Source organism: Microcystis aeruginosa NIES-4325 (genome assembly GCF_008974145.1).
Lineage (GTDB): Bacteria > Cyanobacteriota > Cyanobacteriia > Cyanobacteriales > Microcystaceae > Microcystis > Microcystis aeruginosa_G.
Map to the genome: position 1 here is coordinate 29095 of NZ_BJKP01000004.1, position 18065 is coordinate 47159.

Annotated in this window: 22 protein-coding genes; 14 read left to right on the forward strand and 8 right to left on the reverse strand. The window is 42.8% G+C overall.

Annotation, left to right across the window (positions count from 1 at the left end):
• The first annotated feature begins 114 nt into the window (after positions 1-114).
• Positions 115-666: a 1,2-dihydroxy-3-keto-5-methylthiopentene dioxygenase gene (locus tag MiAbW_RS03120; RefSeq protein WP_151694886.1), complete on the forward strand. Its 552-nt coding sequence runs from the start codon at positions 115-117 to the stop codon at positions 664-666.
• Between the two features lie 170 nt (positions 667-836).
• On the opposite strand, the gene petG is transcribed toward MiAbW_RS03120, so the two are convergent.
• The 4 genes from petG to MiAbW_RS03140 all read right to left on the reverse strand — a co-directional run bounded on the left by petG (position 837) and on the right by MiAbW_RS03140 (position 3664).
• Positions 837-953 (reverse strand): cytochrome b6-f complex subunit V, encoded by a 117-nt coding sequence (gene petG, locus MiAbW_RS03125; protein WP_002738052.1) that lies wholly within the window; start codon positions 951-953, stop codon positions 837-839.
• A 466-nt stretch (positions 954-1419) separates the two neighbouring features.
• The gene (locus tag MiAbW_RS03130) at positions 1420-2754 is read right to left on the reverse strand and encodes an FAD-binding oxidoreductase (RefSeq protein ID WP_151694887.1); all 1335 of its coding nucleotides are present in this window, start codon (positions 2752-2754) and stop codon (positions 1420-1422) included.
• Between the two features lie 173 nt (positions 2755-2927).
• Positions 2928-3047, reverse strand: a complete 120-nt coding sequence (locus MiAbW_RS03135; RefSeq protein WP_002747397.1) for a photosystem II protein Y — start codon at positions 3045-3047, stop codon at positions 2928-2930.
• Between the two features lie 65 nt (positions 3048-3112).
• Complete coding sequence (locus tag MiAbW_RS03140; protein ID WP_104395477.1) at positions 3113-3664, reverse strand: gamma carbonic anhydrase family protein; 552 nt, start codon at positions 3662-3664, stop codon at positions 3113-3115.
• A gap of 108 nt (positions 3665-3772) precedes the next feature.
• Here MiAbW_RS03140 and MiAbW_RS03145 point away from each other — a divergent pair, with 108 nt between their 5' ends.
• A complete protein-coding gene (locus MiAbW_RS03145) occupies positions 3773-4288 on the forward strand; it encodes a TIGR02652 family protein (protein WP_046661831.1) in 516 nt (171 codons plus the stop codon).
• A 16-nt stretch (positions 4289-4304) separates the two neighbouring features.
• The gene (locus MiAbW_RS03150; RefSeq protein WP_151694888.1) at positions 4305-4739 is read left to right on the forward strand and encodes a VOC family protein; all 435 of its coding nucleotides are present in this window, start codon (positions 4305-4307) and stop codon (positions 4737-4739) included.
• Here the strand turns inward: MiAbW_RS03150 and MiAbW_RS03155 are convergent.
• Positions 4736-5398, reverse strand: a complete 663-nt coding sequence (locus tag MiAbW_RS03155) for a hypothetical protein (RefSeq protein WP_151694889.1) — start codon at positions 5396-5398, stop codon at positions 4736-4738. The two genes, MiAbW_RS03150 and MiAbW_RS03155, sit on opposite strands and share 4 nt — an antisense overlap.
• Before the next feature lie 163 nt (positions 5399-5561).
• On the opposite strand from MiAbW_RS03155, the gene MiAbW_RS03160 reads away from it, so the two are divergent.
• From MiAbW_RS03160 to MiAbW_RS03185, 6 genes are all read left to right on the forward strand, one after another.
• Positions 5562-6263 carry a DUF3120 domain-containing protein gene (locus MiAbW_RS03160; RefSeq protein WP_151694890.1) on the forward strand — a complete coding sequence of 234 codons (702 nt, stop codon included), beginning with the start codon at positions 5562-5564 and terminating at the stop codon, positions 6261-6263.
• Between the two features lie 84 nt (positions 6264-6347).
• Entirely contained in the window at positions 6348-7379 is a 1032-nt protein-coding gene (locus MiAbW_RS03165) for an adenylate/guanylate cyclase domain-containing protein (protein ID WP_151694891.1), read from the forward strand.
• Between the two features lie 120 nt (positions 7380-7499).
• Positions 7500-8333, forward strand: coding sequence for a 1,4-dihydroxy-2-naphthoyl-CoA synthase (gene menB, locus MiAbW_RS03170; protein WP_151694994.1), 834 nt, complete (start codon positions 7500-7502; stop codon positions 8331-8333).
• A gap of 283 nt (positions 8334-8616) precedes the next feature.
• A complete protein-coding gene (locus MiAbW_RS03175) occupies positions 8617-9342 on the forward strand; it encodes a PEP-CTERM sorting domain-containing protein (protein WP_151694892.1) in 726 nt (241 codons plus the stop codon).
• 275 nt (positions 9343-9617) lie between these two features.
• Entirely contained in the window at positions 9618-9923 is a 306-nt protein-coding gene (locus tag MiAbW_RS03180) for an RNA recognition motif domain-containing protein (protein ID WP_151694893.1), read from the forward strand.
• Between the two features lie 354 nt (positions 9924-10277).
• Positions 10278-11363: a glycosyltransferase family 4 protein gene (locus MiAbW_RS03185; RefSeq protein ID WP_151694894.1), complete on the forward strand. Its 1086-nt coding sequence runs from the start codon at positions 10278-10280 to the stop codon at positions 11361-11363.
• A gap of 28 nt (positions 11364-11391) precedes the next feature.
• Here MiAbW_RS03185 and MiAbW_RS03190 read toward each other — a convergent pair whose 3' ends face one another.
• Together MiAbW_RS03190 and MiAbW_RS03195 are read right to left on the reverse strand one after the other, a co-directional pair.
• Positions 11392-12162 (reverse strand): FkbM family methyltransferase, encoded by a 771-nt coding sequence (locus MiAbW_RS03190; protein WP_151694895.1) that lies wholly within the window; start codon positions 12160-12162, stop codon positions 11392-11394.
• A 388-nt stretch (positions 12163-12550) separates the two neighbouring features.
• Complete coding sequence (locus MiAbW_RS03195) at positions 12551-13168, reverse strand: DedA family protein (RefSeq protein ID WP_151694896.1); 618 nt, start codon at positions 13166-13168, stop codon at positions 12551-12553.
• Positions 13169-13237: 69 nt separating this feature from the next.
• Here MiAbW_RS03195 and MiAbW_RS03200 point away from each other — a divergent pair, with 69 nt between their 5' ends.
• From MiAbW_RS03200 to MiAbW_RS03220, 5 genes are all read left to right on the forward strand, one after another.
• The gene (locus MiAbW_RS03200; protein ID WP_151694897.1) at positions 13238-13777 is read left to right on the forward strand and encodes a pentapeptide repeat-containing protein; all 540 of its coding nucleotides are present in this window, start codon (positions 13238-13240) and stop codon (positions 13775-13777) included.
• 368 nt (positions 13778-14145) lie between these two features.
• Positions 14146-15762: an ABC transporter substrate-binding protein gene (locus MiAbW_RS03205; protein ID WP_151694898.1), complete on the forward strand. Its 1617-nt coding sequence runs from the start codon at positions 14146-14148 to the stop codon at positions 15760-15762.
• 120 nt (positions 15763-15882) lie between these two features.
• Positions 15883-16665: an endonuclease/exonuclease/phosphatase family protein gene (locus MiAbW_RS03210; protein ID WP_151694899.1), complete on the forward strand. Its 783-nt coding sequence runs from the start codon at positions 15883-15885 to the stop codon at positions 16663-16665.
• Between the two features lie 270 nt (positions 16666-16935).
• The gene (locus MiAbW_RS03215; protein ID WP_052278120.1) at positions 16936-17172 is read left to right on the forward strand and encodes a CsbD family protein; all 237 of its coding nucleotides are present in this window, start codon (positions 16936-16938) and stop codon (positions 17170-17172) included.
• A 14-nt stretch (positions 17173-17186) separates the two neighbouring features.
• Positions 17187-17462, forward strand: coding sequence for a GlsB/YeaQ/YmgE family stress response membrane protein (locus MiAbW_RS03220; protein WP_172967336.1), 276 nt, complete (start codon positions 17187-17189; stop codon positions 17460-17462).
• A gap of 16 nt (positions 17463-17478) precedes the next feature.
• On the opposite strand, the gene pyrR is transcribed toward MiAbW_RS03220, so the two are convergent.
• Complete coding sequence (pyrR, locus tag MiAbW_RS03225; protein ID WP_150976025.1) at positions 17479-18012, reverse strand: bifunctional pyr operon transcriptional regulator/uracil phosphoribosyltransferase PyrR; 534 nt, start codon at positions 18010-18012, stop codon at positions 17479-17481.
• Between the last annotated feature and the right edge of the window lie 53 nt (positions 18013-18065).

The following is an 18065-nucleotide window of genomic DNA, read 5'->3' on the forward strand; positions in this document are numbered from 1 at the left end:
GCATTTTTGAGCAGAAAATCCTAGGAACTGGCAAGGGATCGAGGCGCAAAAAATCGAGCGGCTTGCCTCTGGAAAACTTTAAAATATAAAAAGTAATCTTGAGGATGATAACCAATGGCGATACTACGCTTAGAGAATGGGACAACCTATACCCAGTTAGCCGATATTAGTCTGGAATTGGCTAAATTAAATGTTACTTTAAACTATTGGCCGATCGAAAACGAGGCCACCCGTCAGCTACTTAAGCAAGCTTCTCTGACTGACGAAGAAAAAGAAATAGTTTTAACCAGCTTAGACGGTTATTTTGAGCAACTTAAGCAAGAAGCGGGTTATCAAGCTAGAGATTTAATCGTTTTACACCCCGAAATTCCCAATCTCGACACTTTACTGGCAAAATTCGAGCGCTGTCACACCCACGCCGAGGATGAGGTGCGTTATATCATTGATGGGGAGGGGGTTTTTGGCTTTGTCTTTGCCGATGGTTCTCAGGGGGAATTAACTATTCAACCTCAAGAATATATCAATGTTCCCGCCCATAGCGAACATTGGTTTCACCTCACTGCCAGTAAACGAGTTAAAGCAGTGCGTTACTTCACCACTACCGCCGGATGGGTTCCCGAATACACGGAAACCGTTATTCGTTTTCCTAGTTTAACAGCCGTGTAGCTCTTGGTTTTAGGCGTGCGCTTTCCCAATAAGACAGATGAATTTTGCAGGGATGGCAACGCCGGCAGCCATAATGTGTTAAGCGGCAAATCTGCTATGTCTAAAAATCTCCCGTCTAGTGCCTAGCTTGACGGGAGATTGTCTCAATTCGGGGGATTGGCGTGATAGATTTAGTCTAAGCCGAATTGATTGCCCCGTTTGTACTGTAAGTAGGCGGCAACGAACAAACCCGCTAGGGTAATGGGAATTAAGCCTAGGACAATCCCTAGCACTAAAGGTTCAATCACGTCTGTACTCCTTGGATTAGCAATTTTTCACCCGTATTTTATCCTAGCAGGGGTCGCCTGCGAAAGATCGGGCGGGCAGGAGGTAGATATAGCGATCGCACACAATTCTTAATCATCTAAGACGTATTTATAGCGTTTCCTTTTCGCAAGAGGTACATTATTAATGTTGAAAAGCTTAATTTTTGCTAATAAACATAGCAAAAGTATATAGCGTTTCCTAAGCTAGTGAGGTACACCTATTTTTCTTCCCTTTTGCCTTTTGCCTCTTGCATGAGTGCCTAAAACCCATAACTTTTGTACCTCAGCAGACTGAAAAACGCTATAGATAATTTCCTGACCTAAGATCACATTTTATTCTTTTTTCCACTTCCATCTAAAAATTGAGAAAAAAGCAAGACCATCCGTTATCCCATAAAAAATTTATGCAAGAGGTCTTATCTTGTTTAATCTAGCCTGAATCGAATCCCTACCTCCTTGCTTCAACCCATGCTCGCATTTTACCCGGATTGTTCAATCCGTAGGGATCGACGAGTTTTTTAAATTCTAGTTGTAGCGGATTAGTCTGTCTGCTGCCGCCATCTTCCATGATATAAGTGTGAGGATTGGCAATGGCTGCCCCCTGTTGTTCATAGATAGCAATAATCTCATTTAATCGAGTTTCTGTGGTAAATTCTAGCAAGGGAAGACCGGCGGGAATAACTTTACCTTGAAATTTTAAAAATTCTATGTGCATCATTATTTCCTCCCCAAAATAATTATAGAGTTTCTCTACCGTAGCTAGATTAAAATAAAAAGCCTGTAGATAAGTTATCTTGGGGTTAAAACTACGTGCGTGGAGAGTGGTATGATTCCAAGTAAATTCTAAGATACCGCTGCCTTTTTGGGTTTCTTCTGGCGTTTTATAGTAAGTAAGTTCACCATGATATTCTTGAATTAAAGACTCTAATGCCACTCGATCGATCTCTGATACTATTAACAAAACTGCTGCTTTTCCTGTGGGTAAATAATCCTTAAGAGCAGTAAAATAAGCGGGAATTGGCCAGGAGTGAACACTAACCATTTTCTTAACAATACCATCACTATCACTGAGTGCTTGACCAAATTTAGCGGCGGTGATAAAATCGGCAAAAGTAACGATAAATTCAGCCCAAGGATAACAGGGAGCGAGAGCTATTTCTAATTCAGTAATAATGCCATTGGTTCCGTAGGCATGATTGACTTTTTCTACCTCATCTCCCCGTAATTCGATAATTTTTGGTTCTGCTTCTAGGGTGACTAATTGCACTGCTTGCAGATTACCTCTATCCTTCAATTGTCCATAATTAATTGAACCCATGCCCACACTGCCACCCCCGATAAAACCGCCAATTGTCGCCGTCCGATAGGTAGAGGGAGCCATTCTTAATTCCCAACCAATTGCGCGAGCTTGTTTATCAAAAAATGCCATTTTTACACCCGCTTCTACCCGGGCTGTCCCCGGTTTGATCGAGATAATTTTTGTTAGTTTGGTTGTGTCTAAAATTACTCCTCCCTGCAAGGGAACACATTGACCATAATTACCTGTACCCGCACCTCTAACTGTTAAAGGAATTTGGTATTTAACGCAGGTTTTAGCGATGTCAATAACTTCTTGGCTATTCTGGGGACGAATAACTAAATCAGCCCGTTTATCTTGCAGTTGTGCCTCTAAAATGGGACTAAAATGATAATAATCTAAGGAAAGTTTCGCCACTTGCCCCGGATCGGTGATCATTTCCAGATGGGCAAGTTCTTGAATGAGATTTTGACAGTTAGATTTCATGGTTAGGTAGTAGTGTAAAATTAGTTTCCTAGTCGAGTTGACAATTCAGTGATCAGTTATCACTGATCAGTCATAATTGATAATTGATAATTCCAATCAGCGATCGCCTTATAAGGAAAAATTAAAAACCGACCGCCTAGGCGGTCGGTTTTACTAAGAAGTATAAACTATTATTAACTTTGTTTGCTGAGAAACTGTTGAGCTTGTCTAATAGCGGCAGCACCGATATTGAAGACAGCCCAGCCACCAGCAATAAGCAAAGGGGTTAAAACGATTAACACTCTCCAGTCCATAGATTTCCTTCTCCTCGGTCAGTGCTTAAAAGATTGTTACTTGATTCTCATTTTATATTTATACCCTAATCCGCCCGTTTTGGGAATCCGGTATCAGTACCTTTTCCCCCATGAACGAGGGCAAGTTTAGCATAGCGCTCGGCGTGTTCGATCAACTCTTGAGCCTCCTGTGGCGACACTTCCCGGACGCGTTTAGCGGGAATGCCCACCACTAAAGATCGCGGTGGTATATCTTTTGTCACAATACTACCCGCCCCGACAATACTACCTGCCCCGACGCGCACACCATCGAGAATCACTGCCCCAATGCCGATTAAACAACCGCGTTCAATATGGGCTGCGTGAATTACCGCCCGATGCCCGATGGTAACGTAATCCTCAAGGATAGTAATTTTGCCTGGATCTCCGTGTAGGATCGCCCCATCTTGGATATTAGTATAAGCCCCAATTTCGATGCGTTCCACGTCGGCGCGCAATACCGCCCCATACCAAACACTCACCCCCACAGCTAGGGAAATATCGCCCATTACCGTGGCATTGGGGGCAATAAAAGCCGCTTGACTGACATCGACAATCGGCCAGAAATTAGAAGTTGATCTTAAGTTATCTAAAGACATGAAAGGATCTGCACTAAAGTCGAAAGAGAATGCCCGTCCAATTTGGTTGGGTATAATATGGGTAGGATTATTGGTACAAAGATAGCAATTTTTAGTTTAGGTTCTCCCATGATCAATGCAAGTTTACAATACCCTGTTTTTGGCCCCGATATCCATTGTCCTCACTGTCGGCAGCTAATCCCCGCCCTCACTTTGACGGATACCTATTTGTGTCCGCGCCATGGGGCTTTTGAAGCCGATCCCAAAACGGGTGAGTTGGTTCACTTGCAGTCAGGACGACATTGGCGACTCTGGAATGGTGAGTGGTATCGTCAACACACTCACCCGGATGGTATTCGTTTTGAGATTCACGAAGCACTCGATCGTCTCTATACCCAAGGATTTAAAGCGACTAAAGTGATTATTGCCAACCGTTATCGCGATTTAGTTAGTTCCTACCTAGAACGTAACACTACTTGGCGCGGCAATGAACCGGGTGAAGCCACTATTCCCCGTCTCTACGGTTTACCTGTAGAATTTAGTCCCGATGCCCCCGATGAACCCTGTTGGGATGTAATTAACTTTGATCTAGAAAAAGAACCGGGGGTTCCCAAACGTTATCCCTATTTTCGTCTTTTTGACTGATTACTAATCACTGAAAATGCACCATGCTTCTATTCGTACCGCTAATATCCATCGGGCGATCGCTTTTTATCAACTTCTCGGTTTTACCCTAGAGGAAAGATTCACCACGGGTTATACTTTGGCCTGTTGGCTAACCGGGTTAAACGGACGCATCGAATTAATCCAAATTCCTCAACCGAAACCCGCCCCCGATGCCTTTGGTGATCAGCATTATGTCGGGTATTATCACTTGTCTTTTGACCTAACAGAAAATATCAGCAATTTACCAGAATGGTTAGAAAAATTAACAAATAACTTTCAGCAAGCCCATCAAGAGGATGCCGATTTATATCAACCTTTAAATATTCTTTTGCCCCCCCAACAACAGATGATCGGAGATCATGTCTATGAAGTCACCTTTATTGCCGATACAGACGGTTTACCCCTGGAATTTATCCGTCGTTTAACCTAAAAAGATTGTCCCACTTCTAAAACTTTTGTTTGGCCGTTGCGAGACAAAATAACCTGTTGATTGCCAACTTCCACTAAAGTCCAACCGTTGATAAATTCCCCTGGAGAAATACGAGTAGTTATGCCCTTATTATCGAATAAAGCTGAAGATTGATCGCCTAAATCCATCACCCCCACCAGGGTATTTTTTACCTGATTATTGGTAGGCATAACCGCTGCCACGGGCTGATTCACCTCGGGGGCAGCCGGAAATGGTGCCGCAGAAATATCGGTATTTGGGGGTGTAACCGGGACAAGTTTGGCAGTAGTTTTAGGGGGTTGGGGATCAACCGGAACGTAAATTCTTTTTATAGGACTATTATTAACCGGTAAATTAGCGGGGGGTGGTGGTGGAACCGTGGCTACCGGAGGAGGGTTATTTTGGGGAGAAGGATGAGGATCGGGGGATGAAGTTTGACCTTGGCGATCAATAATAGTCAGGGATGATTGCAGATAGGCGATAAATTTTTGATCTTCTGGGGAAATCGTGCCATTTTGAGAGATAGTGGCATTTTTTTGACTGATGAGCCATGCCACCACCCAACCTAGATAGACGCAAGCAATGACAAAAATAACTTTATCTAGGGGTATTCTGGGATTTTCTTCATGGCCTGCCGCCATACTTTTGGGACTCCTCGATCGCTGCTCTCGTTTCGATTCTAACAGGATAGGGCATCGCTAAAAACAATTTTTTAATTTATCAAAATGCCCCTAGGGGGGATATAGTAGAGAGAGAATGATGTATCCTAATATAAGTAAAGTTTTGTAACAATTCTGAAATCCTTTGCTCAACTCTACCCTAGTCCCCAGTAATCCCGATCGCCTGAAACCCCTAGTCCCTAACTGGGAAAAATGTCAATCCGTCTTTTGGACAGCAGCATTTCTGGTATCAGTACCTGTGTTCATGCAAGCGCCCCTAGTGCGCTACTATCCCGAAATTAGCCTAGGTTTAACCGTTTTCTGGGTGGGGTTAGGGATGTGGCTGCTCAAACAGGCAAAAATCAGTCTTTGGGGGGATTTACTTTTGGGCTTTAGTTGGAGTTGGTTAGCTGGTTCTCTGTACTGGGGTTGGTGGCGTTGGGAACCCTTGATCCATATTCCCATGGAAGCGATCGGGCTGCCCTTTGCTCTTTGGGGATTATACAAAGGTCGCGGCAAAGTAGGCAATCTTTTCTATCTTGGTTCTTTGTTAGGAACCGCCATCACCGACTTATATTTCTATCTAACCGGACTAATTCCCTACTGGCGACAACTAATGACCGTGGAACTAGACCCCAACCTAGTATCGCCGATATTTGATAACGCCTTAGCCCAAATTCAGACCCCCTGGGGCATCAGTTGGGCGATCGTACTGCTCAACCTGCTCTTAGCGATCGGTATCTATCCTTTGCAAAAACGGGTATCTCATTGGTGGGCATTTAGCGGAGCCGTATTGAGTACAATTTTAGTCGATGGTTTATTTTGGATTACCGCTTCTCTGGCCTAAGAGTTGTTCTAGGTCATTTCCATTTCTGGTAAATAGAATAAACTATCTAGTTAGCACCGCCTGTCGATCGCCGCTCATGCACCCGTGGATATACTAGGACAAAATCCCTATTTACTACTCCATACCGAGAAGGGACAGCGTTTTTTCCCTCTCGTGGGGAGACCTTACTGGACGATCGGACGGAGCAAAGATAACGATATCGTGATTAAAGATCACTGTATCTCCCGCAACCACGCTATTTTACAATCCACGGAAACAGGAGATTTTTATCTGATCGATCTCGGTAGTCGCAATGGAACGTTTGTCAATGGCAGAAGGGTAGCCATTCCAGTGACTCTCTATAACAAAGATCGGATCACCTTTGGCAAAACCGAAGTGCAGTTCTATCGTCCTACCCCCACTAATGTAGGCAAGCAACCGCGTAATTTAGAATGGGATACCCTCACCTCTGCCGTCCATGAACGGTGCTTAACATCGGTGATGGTGGTGGATATGCGGAATTTTACGGCTTTAACCCAGCAATTAGACGAAAAAGTGCTTTCTTGTCTGATTGGCAATTGGTTTCGCCATGCGGGGGGTATTATCCGCAGTTCCGGCAGTTGGGTAGATAAATATATTGGTGATGCGATCATGGCCATCTGGTTTCACGGCCAAGAGGAAGTCAATCAAGAGGATATCCTGCAAATTTTCCAAGCAATTACGCAACTAGACAACATGACTCGCACCTTAAGCGAACAATATCCCTTACCCTTCCAATTACGCATCGGTGCGGCGGTGAATACCGGTTATGCCATGGTGGGCAATACTGGCAGCGGTGAACATCCAGATTATACGGCGATCGGCGATACGGTCAACGCCGCTTTTCGTTTAGAGTCGGCTACTAAAGAAATGGGTAGGGATTTAGCCATCGGAGCAACTACCTACAGTTATCTCATCGGGTTACCCCATCTCCAGCAAGTTTTTGCTCAACATACCGTCAGTCTGAAAGGATACCAAGATAGAACTATTGCCTACGGAATCACTTTTGATGACTTGGATCGTTTCCTTGATGCCAACAGTAGTGAGGAGATGACCGGAATTACAGGAGTTGCCAGCAGTGTTGGTTTTGAAGATTGAAAAAACAGGGAGCAGCTAACTTTTTTGCTGTGATCAGTAAACGTATCAATATAGACAAGAACTTGAGCAATAGCTAACAAAATGAGGTAAGGTAAAAAAGCTGTGCCTATAACCGAGACCATGAGCGTTGAATGGCAATCCGTAAAAACCTACGAGGATATTCTTTACCATAAATGGGGGGGAATCGCCAAAATTACCATCAATCGCCCCCATAAGCGTAATGCCTTCCGTCCAAAAACAGTTTTTGAGCTTTACGACGCTTTCTGTGATGCTCGCGAGGATGCGCGCATTGGGGTGGTACTGCTCACGGGTGCAGGTCCCCACAGCGACGGCAAGTATGCTTTTTGTTCCGGCGGCGATCAGACGGTGCGCGGTCAGGCGGGTTATATTGGCGATGACGGCGTACCCCGGCTCAACGTGCTGGATTTACAGAAATTAATTCGCTCCATCCCCAAGGTAGTTATCGCGCTGGTGGCAGGTTATGCGGTCGGTGGTGGTCATGTTTTACACTTGGTTTGTGATTTAACCTTAGCAGCGGATAACGCCATTTTTGGCCAGACCGGTCCGAAAGTGGGCAGTTTTGACGGCGGTTTTGGCTCTAGTTATCTAGCCCGGGGAGTGGGTCAGAAAAAAACTCGCGAGATTTGGTTTCTCTGTCGGCAGTATAACGCCCAACAAGCTTTAGCAATGGGTTTGGTTAACCATGTCGTCCCGGTGGAGGAATTAGAGCAGGAAGGGGTTAAATGGTCCTTAGAAATTCTCGAAAAAAGTCCCTTGGCGATTCGCTGCCTAAAATCGGCTTTTAATGCTGATTGTGATGGTCAAGCGGGTTTACAGGAGTTAGCGGGCAATGCCACTTTACTCTACTATATGACCGCCGAAGGAGCCGAAGGTAAACAGGCTTTCCTCGAAAAACGTCCCCCCGATTTTAGTCAATATCCTTGGCTACCCTAATCAGTGAGCAGTAAACAGTAATCAGTAAACAGTGATCAGTGGGGAGTGGGGAAGTTGGGGAGAAAAAAGCTGACGGCTGATAGCTAAAAGCTTGGCTGCCGCTTCAGATTCAGGCTCGCAGGCTATCTTCTCGCTGAAATTGCTATTAAAATTTCAATGCCATATATCTTATCAATAGAATGATATTCAATCAGAAATATTGAACTTACTAGAAATTGCTTGACAGATTAAGTAAAAATACTTATCATCATTTCACGTCAACTTACAAAAACTTCATATCAGCATGAAAAAACTCCCAGCATTAGGTGTTGCATTGGGCGTCAGTTTAGCATTGCTTAATAGTGCCAAAGCAGATGCGGCTATCGTCAGTTACGAAAACGAGTTTTCTCGCTTTTTGCCCTCTACTTTTAAGCCTGGCGATACTTTTGATTTAAGTTTCAGAATTGATAATTCTCGAAGACCGAGACCAATTCGTATTCACAAGATCATATATATTGTTATCACTCCTCGGGGGAAGATATTCATTCCATTGTTCTTTGAAAAATTGTCATCACAATCCTCTTCTAAATTTACAACTCCCCCTGGCGCGATCCCAGCAGATGGTATTGATCTGACCTTAGCTGGTTCTGGTGCTTTTGCTATAACCAATGGCTTTGTACCCTTTGATTTCAAAATTACCCGTTCAGATATACTAGCTGCCTATTTATCCTTGTCATTGGACACAGATGGTTTAGTTGCAGGGGATGGGTTTGTTGCTTCTCTTAATTTAAACGGAAAAAGCATTGGTTCACAAGTATTTAAACCTGATTTAAACGTTATAGGAAATATCGGTATCGCTTCACAAGCCTTTGAACCTAATTTAAACGCAAGAAGTATCGGTATCGCTTCACAAGCTATACCAGAGCCTAGCACAGTGTTGGCAATTTTAACTCTTGGTGGTGCCATGGCCACATTGAAGAAAAAATCTCGGCCTTTAGGGATTAAAGATTCCCAAGATAATGCCGCCTAACGCCATTTTTCACAAGTGATGGCAGAGATGGTTAATTGCCCTCACCCCGTCTACCAGAAAAGGAGAGAAGGGAGAGGGTGAGGGCGATGAATAAAGAAAAATGCTATTAATAATCCATACTACTACTGATCACTGATCAGCTATGCTAGTTTAAAGAGAGTAGTTAGGTTCGGTAGCAGCATTGGTTTCAAACAGAAGCGGTTTTTCCCTGATGGCCTTGACTGGGTTGTGTCCGATCTCCTTCTCAAAATGGCTATGATCTTGGGAGACAATCCATGACGATTTACGTTGGTAATCTGGTTTATGAAGTCACTAAAGAGGACTTGCAGGGTGTATTCGCTGAATACGGCACAGTTGTTCGCGTTTACTTGCCCGTAGATCAAGCAACCGGTAAAATGCGCGGTTTTGGTTTTGTGGAAATGTCCTCCGATGAGGAAGAAGCAAAAGCGATCGAAACTCTTGACGGGGCCGAATGGATGGGACGACAGATGAAAGTTAATAAAGCTCGTCCCAGAGAAGATAATTTTGGTGGTGGTGGTGGCGGTGGTGAGCGGAAAAACTTCGGGCGCCGCGAACGCTAAAGAGATTCTTGGAAAATTCCAGAAGCGGTTATCAGAAATAACCGCTTTCCTATGGATAAGTAATCAATCTGCGTTTGTTTTCTCACATCCTAATGCCTATTTTTAAAGGACGGGGTTTCAGACCGAAAATTTTCGATGAATCTATTCAAGATAAAAATGATCCCAGATACTCGATATGCACATTTCATCGTTTTGACAAAAAAAGGCTAACAGACGCAAAAATCTCGGTTCGTCCATAGATTTTGAGAATGTTATCAGGTAAAATCAAGATTTGATTCGCACCTACTCCCGCCTACCTTATTTGTTCTGACTTTCCCATCATCATCCAACCGCTGCCATAAACTTTGACAAAAAATGAAGATAGCAATCATCACAGCAACTCCCCAAAATGTCAAGCTCGGAAGTGGTACCTTCGTCACCAATATCCATCTGACCAACGAGTTGCGCTCCCAGGGTCATGTGGTTGATGTCTTCTCGCCGGCCAAAGCATCGGGTCCGTTAGGTTATATGGCTCATCGCTTTCTTTGGAATTGGCGACTCGATCCCCGTTGTTTTGACGACTATGATCTGGTGGTGGGTTACGATATGGATGGTTACGCCATCAGCGATCGCCTGAAAGTACCCTTTATTGTTTATATTCTTGGTATTATTGCCGATGAGGCCACCTTTGAGCGGGGTTGGGTGCGAACTTCTCTAGAATTGATGGCAAAAGCCGAGAAAGTGAACGTCCATCGTGCCGATCTGGTCATCTCTATCAGTGAATATTCCCGCACTAGACTCAAGCAACTTTATCAGTATGATGGCAATATCGAAATTGTTCATTCTCTAATTGATCTCAAAGGGTGGGATGCAGCGGTCGCCTCGGTCAAGTATGAGGAAAAAAACCGCGAGCAGAGGAGGCCGACGGTGTTTTGTGTCGGTGTCCAGTATCCCCGCAAAAATGTTGCCACTTTGATCCGCGCCGCCGCAATTCTCCGCCGTCAAATACCTGATGTAGAGGTACGAATTGCCAGCAAAGGTCCTGAATGGAATAATTTACGCCGTCTGGCACAAGAACTCAATTTAGAGCAAAATGTTACTTTTCTCGGCTATCTTTCCTATCAAGAACTGATCCAAGAATATCTTGATTGTCAAGTTTTTTGTTTACCTAGTCTGCAAGAAGGATTTGGTATAGTTTTTGCTGAAGCTATGGCCAGTTATAAACCGATTGTCGCCAGTCGTTCCTCCTCGACACCGGAGTTGATTGAAGATGGTGTACAAGGTCTATTAGCCAACCCCTTAGATGCCGAAGATTTAGCCAGTAAATTAGCGGAAGTGCTTCTCAATCCAGAAAAAGCTCGTTCCTTAGGGAAGGCAGGTAGAGCGAAAGTTTCAGAATTTGATGCCCCGATTATTGCCCAACGTTTCAGTCAGTTATTAACCAATTTTCTGGAAAAATAGATTAACTTTGACAATAAAAATTCAACCACTAACGCACAGCGTATAAATGGAAAATATCCACAAATGTCGAAGGTAGCAAGTCTCTTTTTTCTAGTTGAATTTTGAAGCCATTGTCCGCCAGCATTTGGCTTATTTGTTTTAAGCGTCCCTTTTTATCGTGAATTTCAGCCACTATTTGCTTAATTTTTGGCCAGTCTTTAGCTTTGATGCTTTGAAATACTTCGTATTCTTCTCCTTCCACGTCAATTTTCAATAAATCGATGGAGTCAATACCGAGTTCATTAATTACGGAGGATAGAGTTCTTACTTCACAGACTACTTGTTCTTTTTCTTGGAAAAACTCTTCAAACAAATTTTCTATTTTTGGGGAATTCTGATCGACTTTAATATCTTCTAATTCAGCCAGCGTATCCTCTGGCTTCGTGGTTGAATTAGCAGACATATTGGGATAAAAAGTAAAGATTTTTGCTGGGTTATTTTCTGAACTTAATCCACAGTTAAATAAAACAACATCCTCTAAAGAATGCAAATGAATATTTTTTTGCAAAACATCAAAAGTTGCCTTGATTGGCTCAAAGGCGAAAACTTTTGCTGTTGGTTCAACTCCCTTGACAAAAATAGAGAAGAGACCGATATTAGCTCCAACATCAAAGATTACATCGCCTTCTTTGATGATGATATTATGCCCTTCATATTGCCTTTCAGTAAATATTTCCGAAAAAATGTATTCTGTTTCCTCTTTGCTACTACTGTAGTAACATTCCAATCCATTAGAAAAAGTAATTTTTTTGGCAATCACCGTTGATGTATAGTTGTAATCTTGGACAAAATTATATTAACACCATGAATCGCTCCCCGTCAAGAATGAGGTAAGCTGTTGACTATCTAAATTACTCGTTAAGATTGCAGGGGAGTGCCGGAGCTGCGGATCAGGGAGAAGCATCTTGAACACTTGTACTAAAATTTCAATACGCAGTTTAAATTCAGTACAGCTTAGTCACTAGACCTCTTGTAAAAATCAAAAATTGCTGTTAGGTTTAGGAGTCAGTAGCCTGTAGTCAGTAGTCAGGAGAATTAAGAATGAATAATAATTAACTAAATGGTCTATTTAGAGATTTTATACAATTTAATCCTTAATTTTGCCGTTTATAACTGATAACTGATCACTGATAACTGAAATGACGAACTTAAACCGCCGTTTTCCGTGACTCAAGGATGGGGTGGATAATTGTCCAAGCCAGGACGATAATTAAAGCCAAGATACCAAAACGAGCCATAGAAGTAACTAACTGGTGCAAGGGTAACAAGCGGCCTAAAAAGAAGGATAATGTCACCATAATCGTCGCCCACACCGTGGCCCCACCGAGATTACAGAGGAAAAAGCGACCGTAGGGCATTCGGGCAATTCCCGCCATGGGACCTGCAAAGATTCTTAACAAAGCCACGAAGCGACCGAAAAAGACCGCCCGGGGTGCATTTTTACTAAATTGTTCCTTGGCTAATTCTAGTTTTTGAGGCGGAATCCGAAAGAATTTGCCAACTTTTAACAAAAACGGCCAACCTCCAGCGCGACCGAGCCAATAGCCAAAATTATCGCCCAAAACTGCTCCTGTAATTGCGCTGACTAAAACTAACCAATAGTTTAAATCACCGCTACCGGCAAGGAAGCCGCCGACAATGGTGATGGTTTCTCCTGGGATGGGAATCCCGGTATTTTCGAGGGTGATGCCGATAAATACTGCCCAGTATCCGTATTGGTGGGCGATTTCTTCAATATTTTCTAGGGATAATAGCTCTAGGGACATGGAGCGCTTTCTTAACAAAGGTTTACGAATATTCTAAGATATTTTTACAGTATTTAACCGTGGCTGAACATGACTTTTCCCAGTATTGATTTATTAGCAATTCGTCAGGGTGAGATAAAAGATTTAGCGGGCATGAACTTGTCAGGGGCTGATTTAGCGGGTGCAGACCTAGCTGAGGCGAATTTACGGGCAAATTTACGCGGTGCTGACCTGACAGGGGCAAATTTAAGGGGAGCAGATTTTCGTAATGCCGATTTACGCGGGGCAATTCTCCTTGATGCGATCGTCACTGGGGCAAGTTTGGCCGGCGCTTTTTTAGCTGGGGCTGTTTTTAATCATCTAGATTTGTCTGGGGCGGATTTTCGCGGTGTCGATGGCCGGGGAGTGAGTTTTGTCGGGGCGATTTTAACCCATGCGGATTTTACTAGCGCTAATCTGTCCGGGGCAGATATGTCGGCAACCGATTTAGAGGAAGCAATTTTTTTCGGGGCGGTTTTACGGGGAACAAATTTTACTGATGCCAATCTTCTTTGTGCTAGTTTAGCCTCGGCAATAACCACGGGGGCAATTTTCGATCGAGCTTGTTTAGAGGGGACAGGATTAACCTAAATGGCTGATAGATAAAAGAAGATGAGTTTCTAATTCGTTGCTGGAACCTGATCTAGGCTTAAAAATCTGACCCATTCCCCTGTTGATCTGCCTCCATAGCTCCAGCTATTCTGAACCAGATGCAATCACTGATCTTCAAGAAATAAGACTTTTAAGCTATTGCTCTTCCTCTTGGCCAAATTGATCAAGTTTTGGCCATCCTCGACTAGAAAATTTAGGTTAATTGTCTGGGTAATTAGTGCAGTTATTGAATAATTTTCCCCAACCAATTAAGCAATCAACCTAGTTCCTTAAGGGAACCTAGAAGAAAAGATTATGCACAAAAATGATAGGATTGATTGATACCTAGCTGCCGTTAATCGCCATCGATGAGACCTTTACGCCAACTTTATCGCTATTTAAGTTTATTTTGCCTCTGTCTTCTTCTGACTGTGGGCTGTCAGTCCACTAATTCCAATTTACTTCAGGGGAATAGCGATCGCCTGATGATTGGGACAACCCTAAAACCACGCTCGATCGATCCTGCTGATAGTTATGAGTTAGCAGGACTTTTTATTATTTATAATCTCGGTGAAACTCTCTACACCTACGCAGAAGGAACCACTAATTTAAAGCCTCTCCTGGCCACGGAATTACCCAAAATTAGCCCCGATGGTTTGACTTATACTATCCCAGTACGTCGAGGAGTTATCTTTCATGATGGGACGGTTTTTAACGCAGATGCGATGAAGTTTTCCCTAGAAAGATTTATAAAAAATGGTGGTGAACCTTCCTTTCTTCTCCAGGATACAATTGATAAAATCACCGCTACCAAAGAAGACGAAATTACTATTAAATTAACCAGACCTTTTGCCGCCTTTCCTGCTCTTTTAGCTTACCCTGGAGCCTGTGCGGTTTCACCAAAATTTTATCAAATTGGCGAAGGGAAATTTAAACCCGAAGAATTTATCGGCACAGGACATTATCGATTAAAAGCAGTTACCAGCGATTCTTTTAGTTTAGAAGCCTTCGATCGCTATTGGGGAGAACCGGCCAAAAATAAGGAAGTTAATGTTCAAATTTATCTCTCGAATCCTGCCAATTTGTTTAACGGTTTTCAGACGGGGGCGGTAGATATTGCTTATCAATCTTTACTGCCTCCTCAAGTGAGAAAATTACGCACAGAAGCAGCCCAGGGAAAATGGCAAGTGATCGAATCTTCTGGGGCAGCAATTAACTTTATGAGCGTCAATCTCAAAAGTGAACCCACCGATAATATTTTAGTACGACAAGCAATTGCTTCTCTAGTCGATCGAGATTTACTTAATGATCGCATTTTACAAGGTCAAGGCATCCCTCTTTTTAGTCTCATTCCTACTACTTTTTCCGAGTCACAACCAGTGTTTAAAGAGCGCTATGGCAACCATAATATAGAGCAAGCAAAACAATTACTAAAAACTGCTGGTTATAGTCCAGAAAAACCCGCAATTGTAGAAGTTTGGCACTCCTCGGGATCGATCACTTCCAGCAGCGTGGCGGCGGTGATGAAAGCTCTAGCAAAACGGGATTTAGATAATATGATTCAATTTGAACCTAATAGTATACTAGGAGCGGCCTTTTTCCGTAATATTAGCCAGGGACTTTATACCACTGCCCTATCTAATTGGTATCCCGATTTTTTGGATGCAGATAACTATATTTATCCCTTTTTAGATTGTGCTAAAGGTTCCCCAGAAACTGGCTGCGAAGAGGGAGGATCACAAAGTCAAGGCTCATTTTTTTATAGTCAAGAAATGAATCAATTAATCGCCCAATCCCGTCGGGAAACTAACCCAGCCAAAAGAAAGCAAATTTTTGGCAAAATTCAAGAAATTCTCGCCGATGAAGTTCCCTATATTCCCCTTTGGCAAACCAAGGAATACGCTTTTGCTCGCAATGGCATCACGGGAGTTATCATCAATCCCAGTCAGACTTTTCCCTTCTGGACAATTGCCAAAAAATCCTGATAATTAATTATTAGGAGTCAGCCTTGAATCAGTTATCAGTTATCAGATGTGAGTTTTTAGTTCACTGTTCACTGTTCACTGACAAAACTCTCTATTTCCTTCCTCATTATCCATTTTCCTATGAAACTAACAGCAATGTCCTTTAATATTCGCTACGATAAACCTGATCCCGATGAGCGTAATTGGCGAGTAAGAAGGGAAGCAGTCGCGGCTTTAATTGCTCACTATTCTCCTGATATAATTGGTACTCAGGAAGCTCGCGCTAATCAATTATTGGATTTACACCGTTTATTGCCAAAATATCAAAGTTTAGGCAGTGATCGCAGGGGAACAGGATTAGATGAACATTGTGCGATTTTATATCAACCAAGTCGGTTAAAATGTTTGGAAATTTACGAATTTTGGCTATCAGAAACTCCCGATATTGTTGGCAGTATCACTGAAGCTTGGGGTAATCCTTATCCCCGCATGGTAACGGGGGCTAAATTTCGCAATCTTGAGGGGCAAACTTTGCAGTTTTATAACACCCATCTCGATTACTATAGCGACAAAGCTAAGGACTTAGGGGCTAAGTGCATACAGGAGCGTTTTTGTCAACTAGATTTAACAGAAGATTACCTGTTTTTAACGGGGGATTTTAATGTTAATTATCAACGATTACCCCGTCAGATTTTAACTCAACATCTCCAGTCAGAAATTAAATTAAAGGATGCTTTAGCAGATTTGGAATTAGCAGAACAAATGAGCTTTAATAATTACACCGATACCCCTTATTTAGCCATCGATACAATTTATTATGATAGCCGTTTGCAGTTAGATTGGGCAAAAGTAGATCGTTCTCGTTGGTTGAATCTTATTCCTTCCGATCATTATCCCGTAATTGCTGCTTTTACCTTGCCCTAAAAATAGATCATTTTTGTATTTAGCAAATATATAGAGGCTGAAAGCTTCAGCAGGCTCTGGTGATTCGATGGTTAAATTTGTTAAGTTTTTTAAACGGCAAAAAAATTAACAATAAGCGCAAGCCTTGCCAGATATAGATCGCTCTCAATGGCGAAACCAATAATAATTATTCCCAAAAACTTAGGATTTATTTACGTTTTTAAAGGGCAGTAATTACCGCATTTGTGTTATAAAAATAACAAGAACAATTTCTTGACCGAGGAAAAATTTATGAGCATCGAAGACAAAATGAAAGCGGCTGCCAAAAATGTCGAGGGGAAAGTACAATCGGCTGCTGGAGAATTAACTGGCGACGAGAAAATGAAAGCAGAAGGAGAATTAAAGCAGGTACAAGCAGCGGCAATGAACGTGGCAGCTGATGTCAAAGATAAGGCAGAAAATTTGTTGGAGGACATGAAAAACGCCGCCCAGGACGCAATCGAAAACATCAAAGACAAAATTAACTGAACGGGATTAAAATCATGATTAATGTCATTTCTTGGATAATTTTGGGCTTTATTGCTGGTGCGATCGCAAAAGCTATTTATCCTGGGCGACAGGGGGGTGGTATTTTTGCCACGACTTTGCTAGGAATTATCGGGGCTTTTGTGGGGGGAACCCTGTTAAATTTGCTTCAAACTGGCAGTTTTGCCCTAGGGAGTTCTAGCTTGAGCATACCGGGTATTTTTGTGGCTATTATCGGGGCAATCCTGTTTATTTTCCTCTGGGGATTAGTTACCAAACTCCTTCCTCGCTAATAGTCTTAACTCCTCTTTATTTGATTAATTCCACCCCATCTTTGCCGTCAATCTCCTGTAGATAAACTCTGACCTGTTCCTCGGCTGCGGTGGGGAGTTTTTTGCCCGTAAAATCTGGGTGAATTGGTAATTCCCGATGACCACGATCAACGAGGACTAATAGGCGAATTTTTTGCGGTCTGCCATACTCAATAATAGCATTAAAAGCGGCGCGGATCGTGCGACCTTTATAGATAACATCATCAACTAAAATCACGGTTTTTCCCGTGACATCTAGGGGCATTTTGGTTTTAGCAGGAGTGCGGGTTTTAATGCGATCGAGATCGTCGCGATAGAAGGTAATATCGATCGCTCCCACGGGAACTTTTACCCCTTCTAAGCTCTCGATTTGACTAGCAATTAAATTAGCTAAAGGCACTCCTCGCGTGTAGATACCGATCAAAATCAAGTTATTTAAATCGCCACTTTTTTCGATAACTTCGGAAGCTAAACGGGTAATGGTGCGACGAATTTCGTCAGCCGAGAGAATTTCAATTAACTGTGAGGTCATAATTTTCCAAGAGAACGGGGGATAGGGGATAGGGAAATTTTTACGGCAATGGA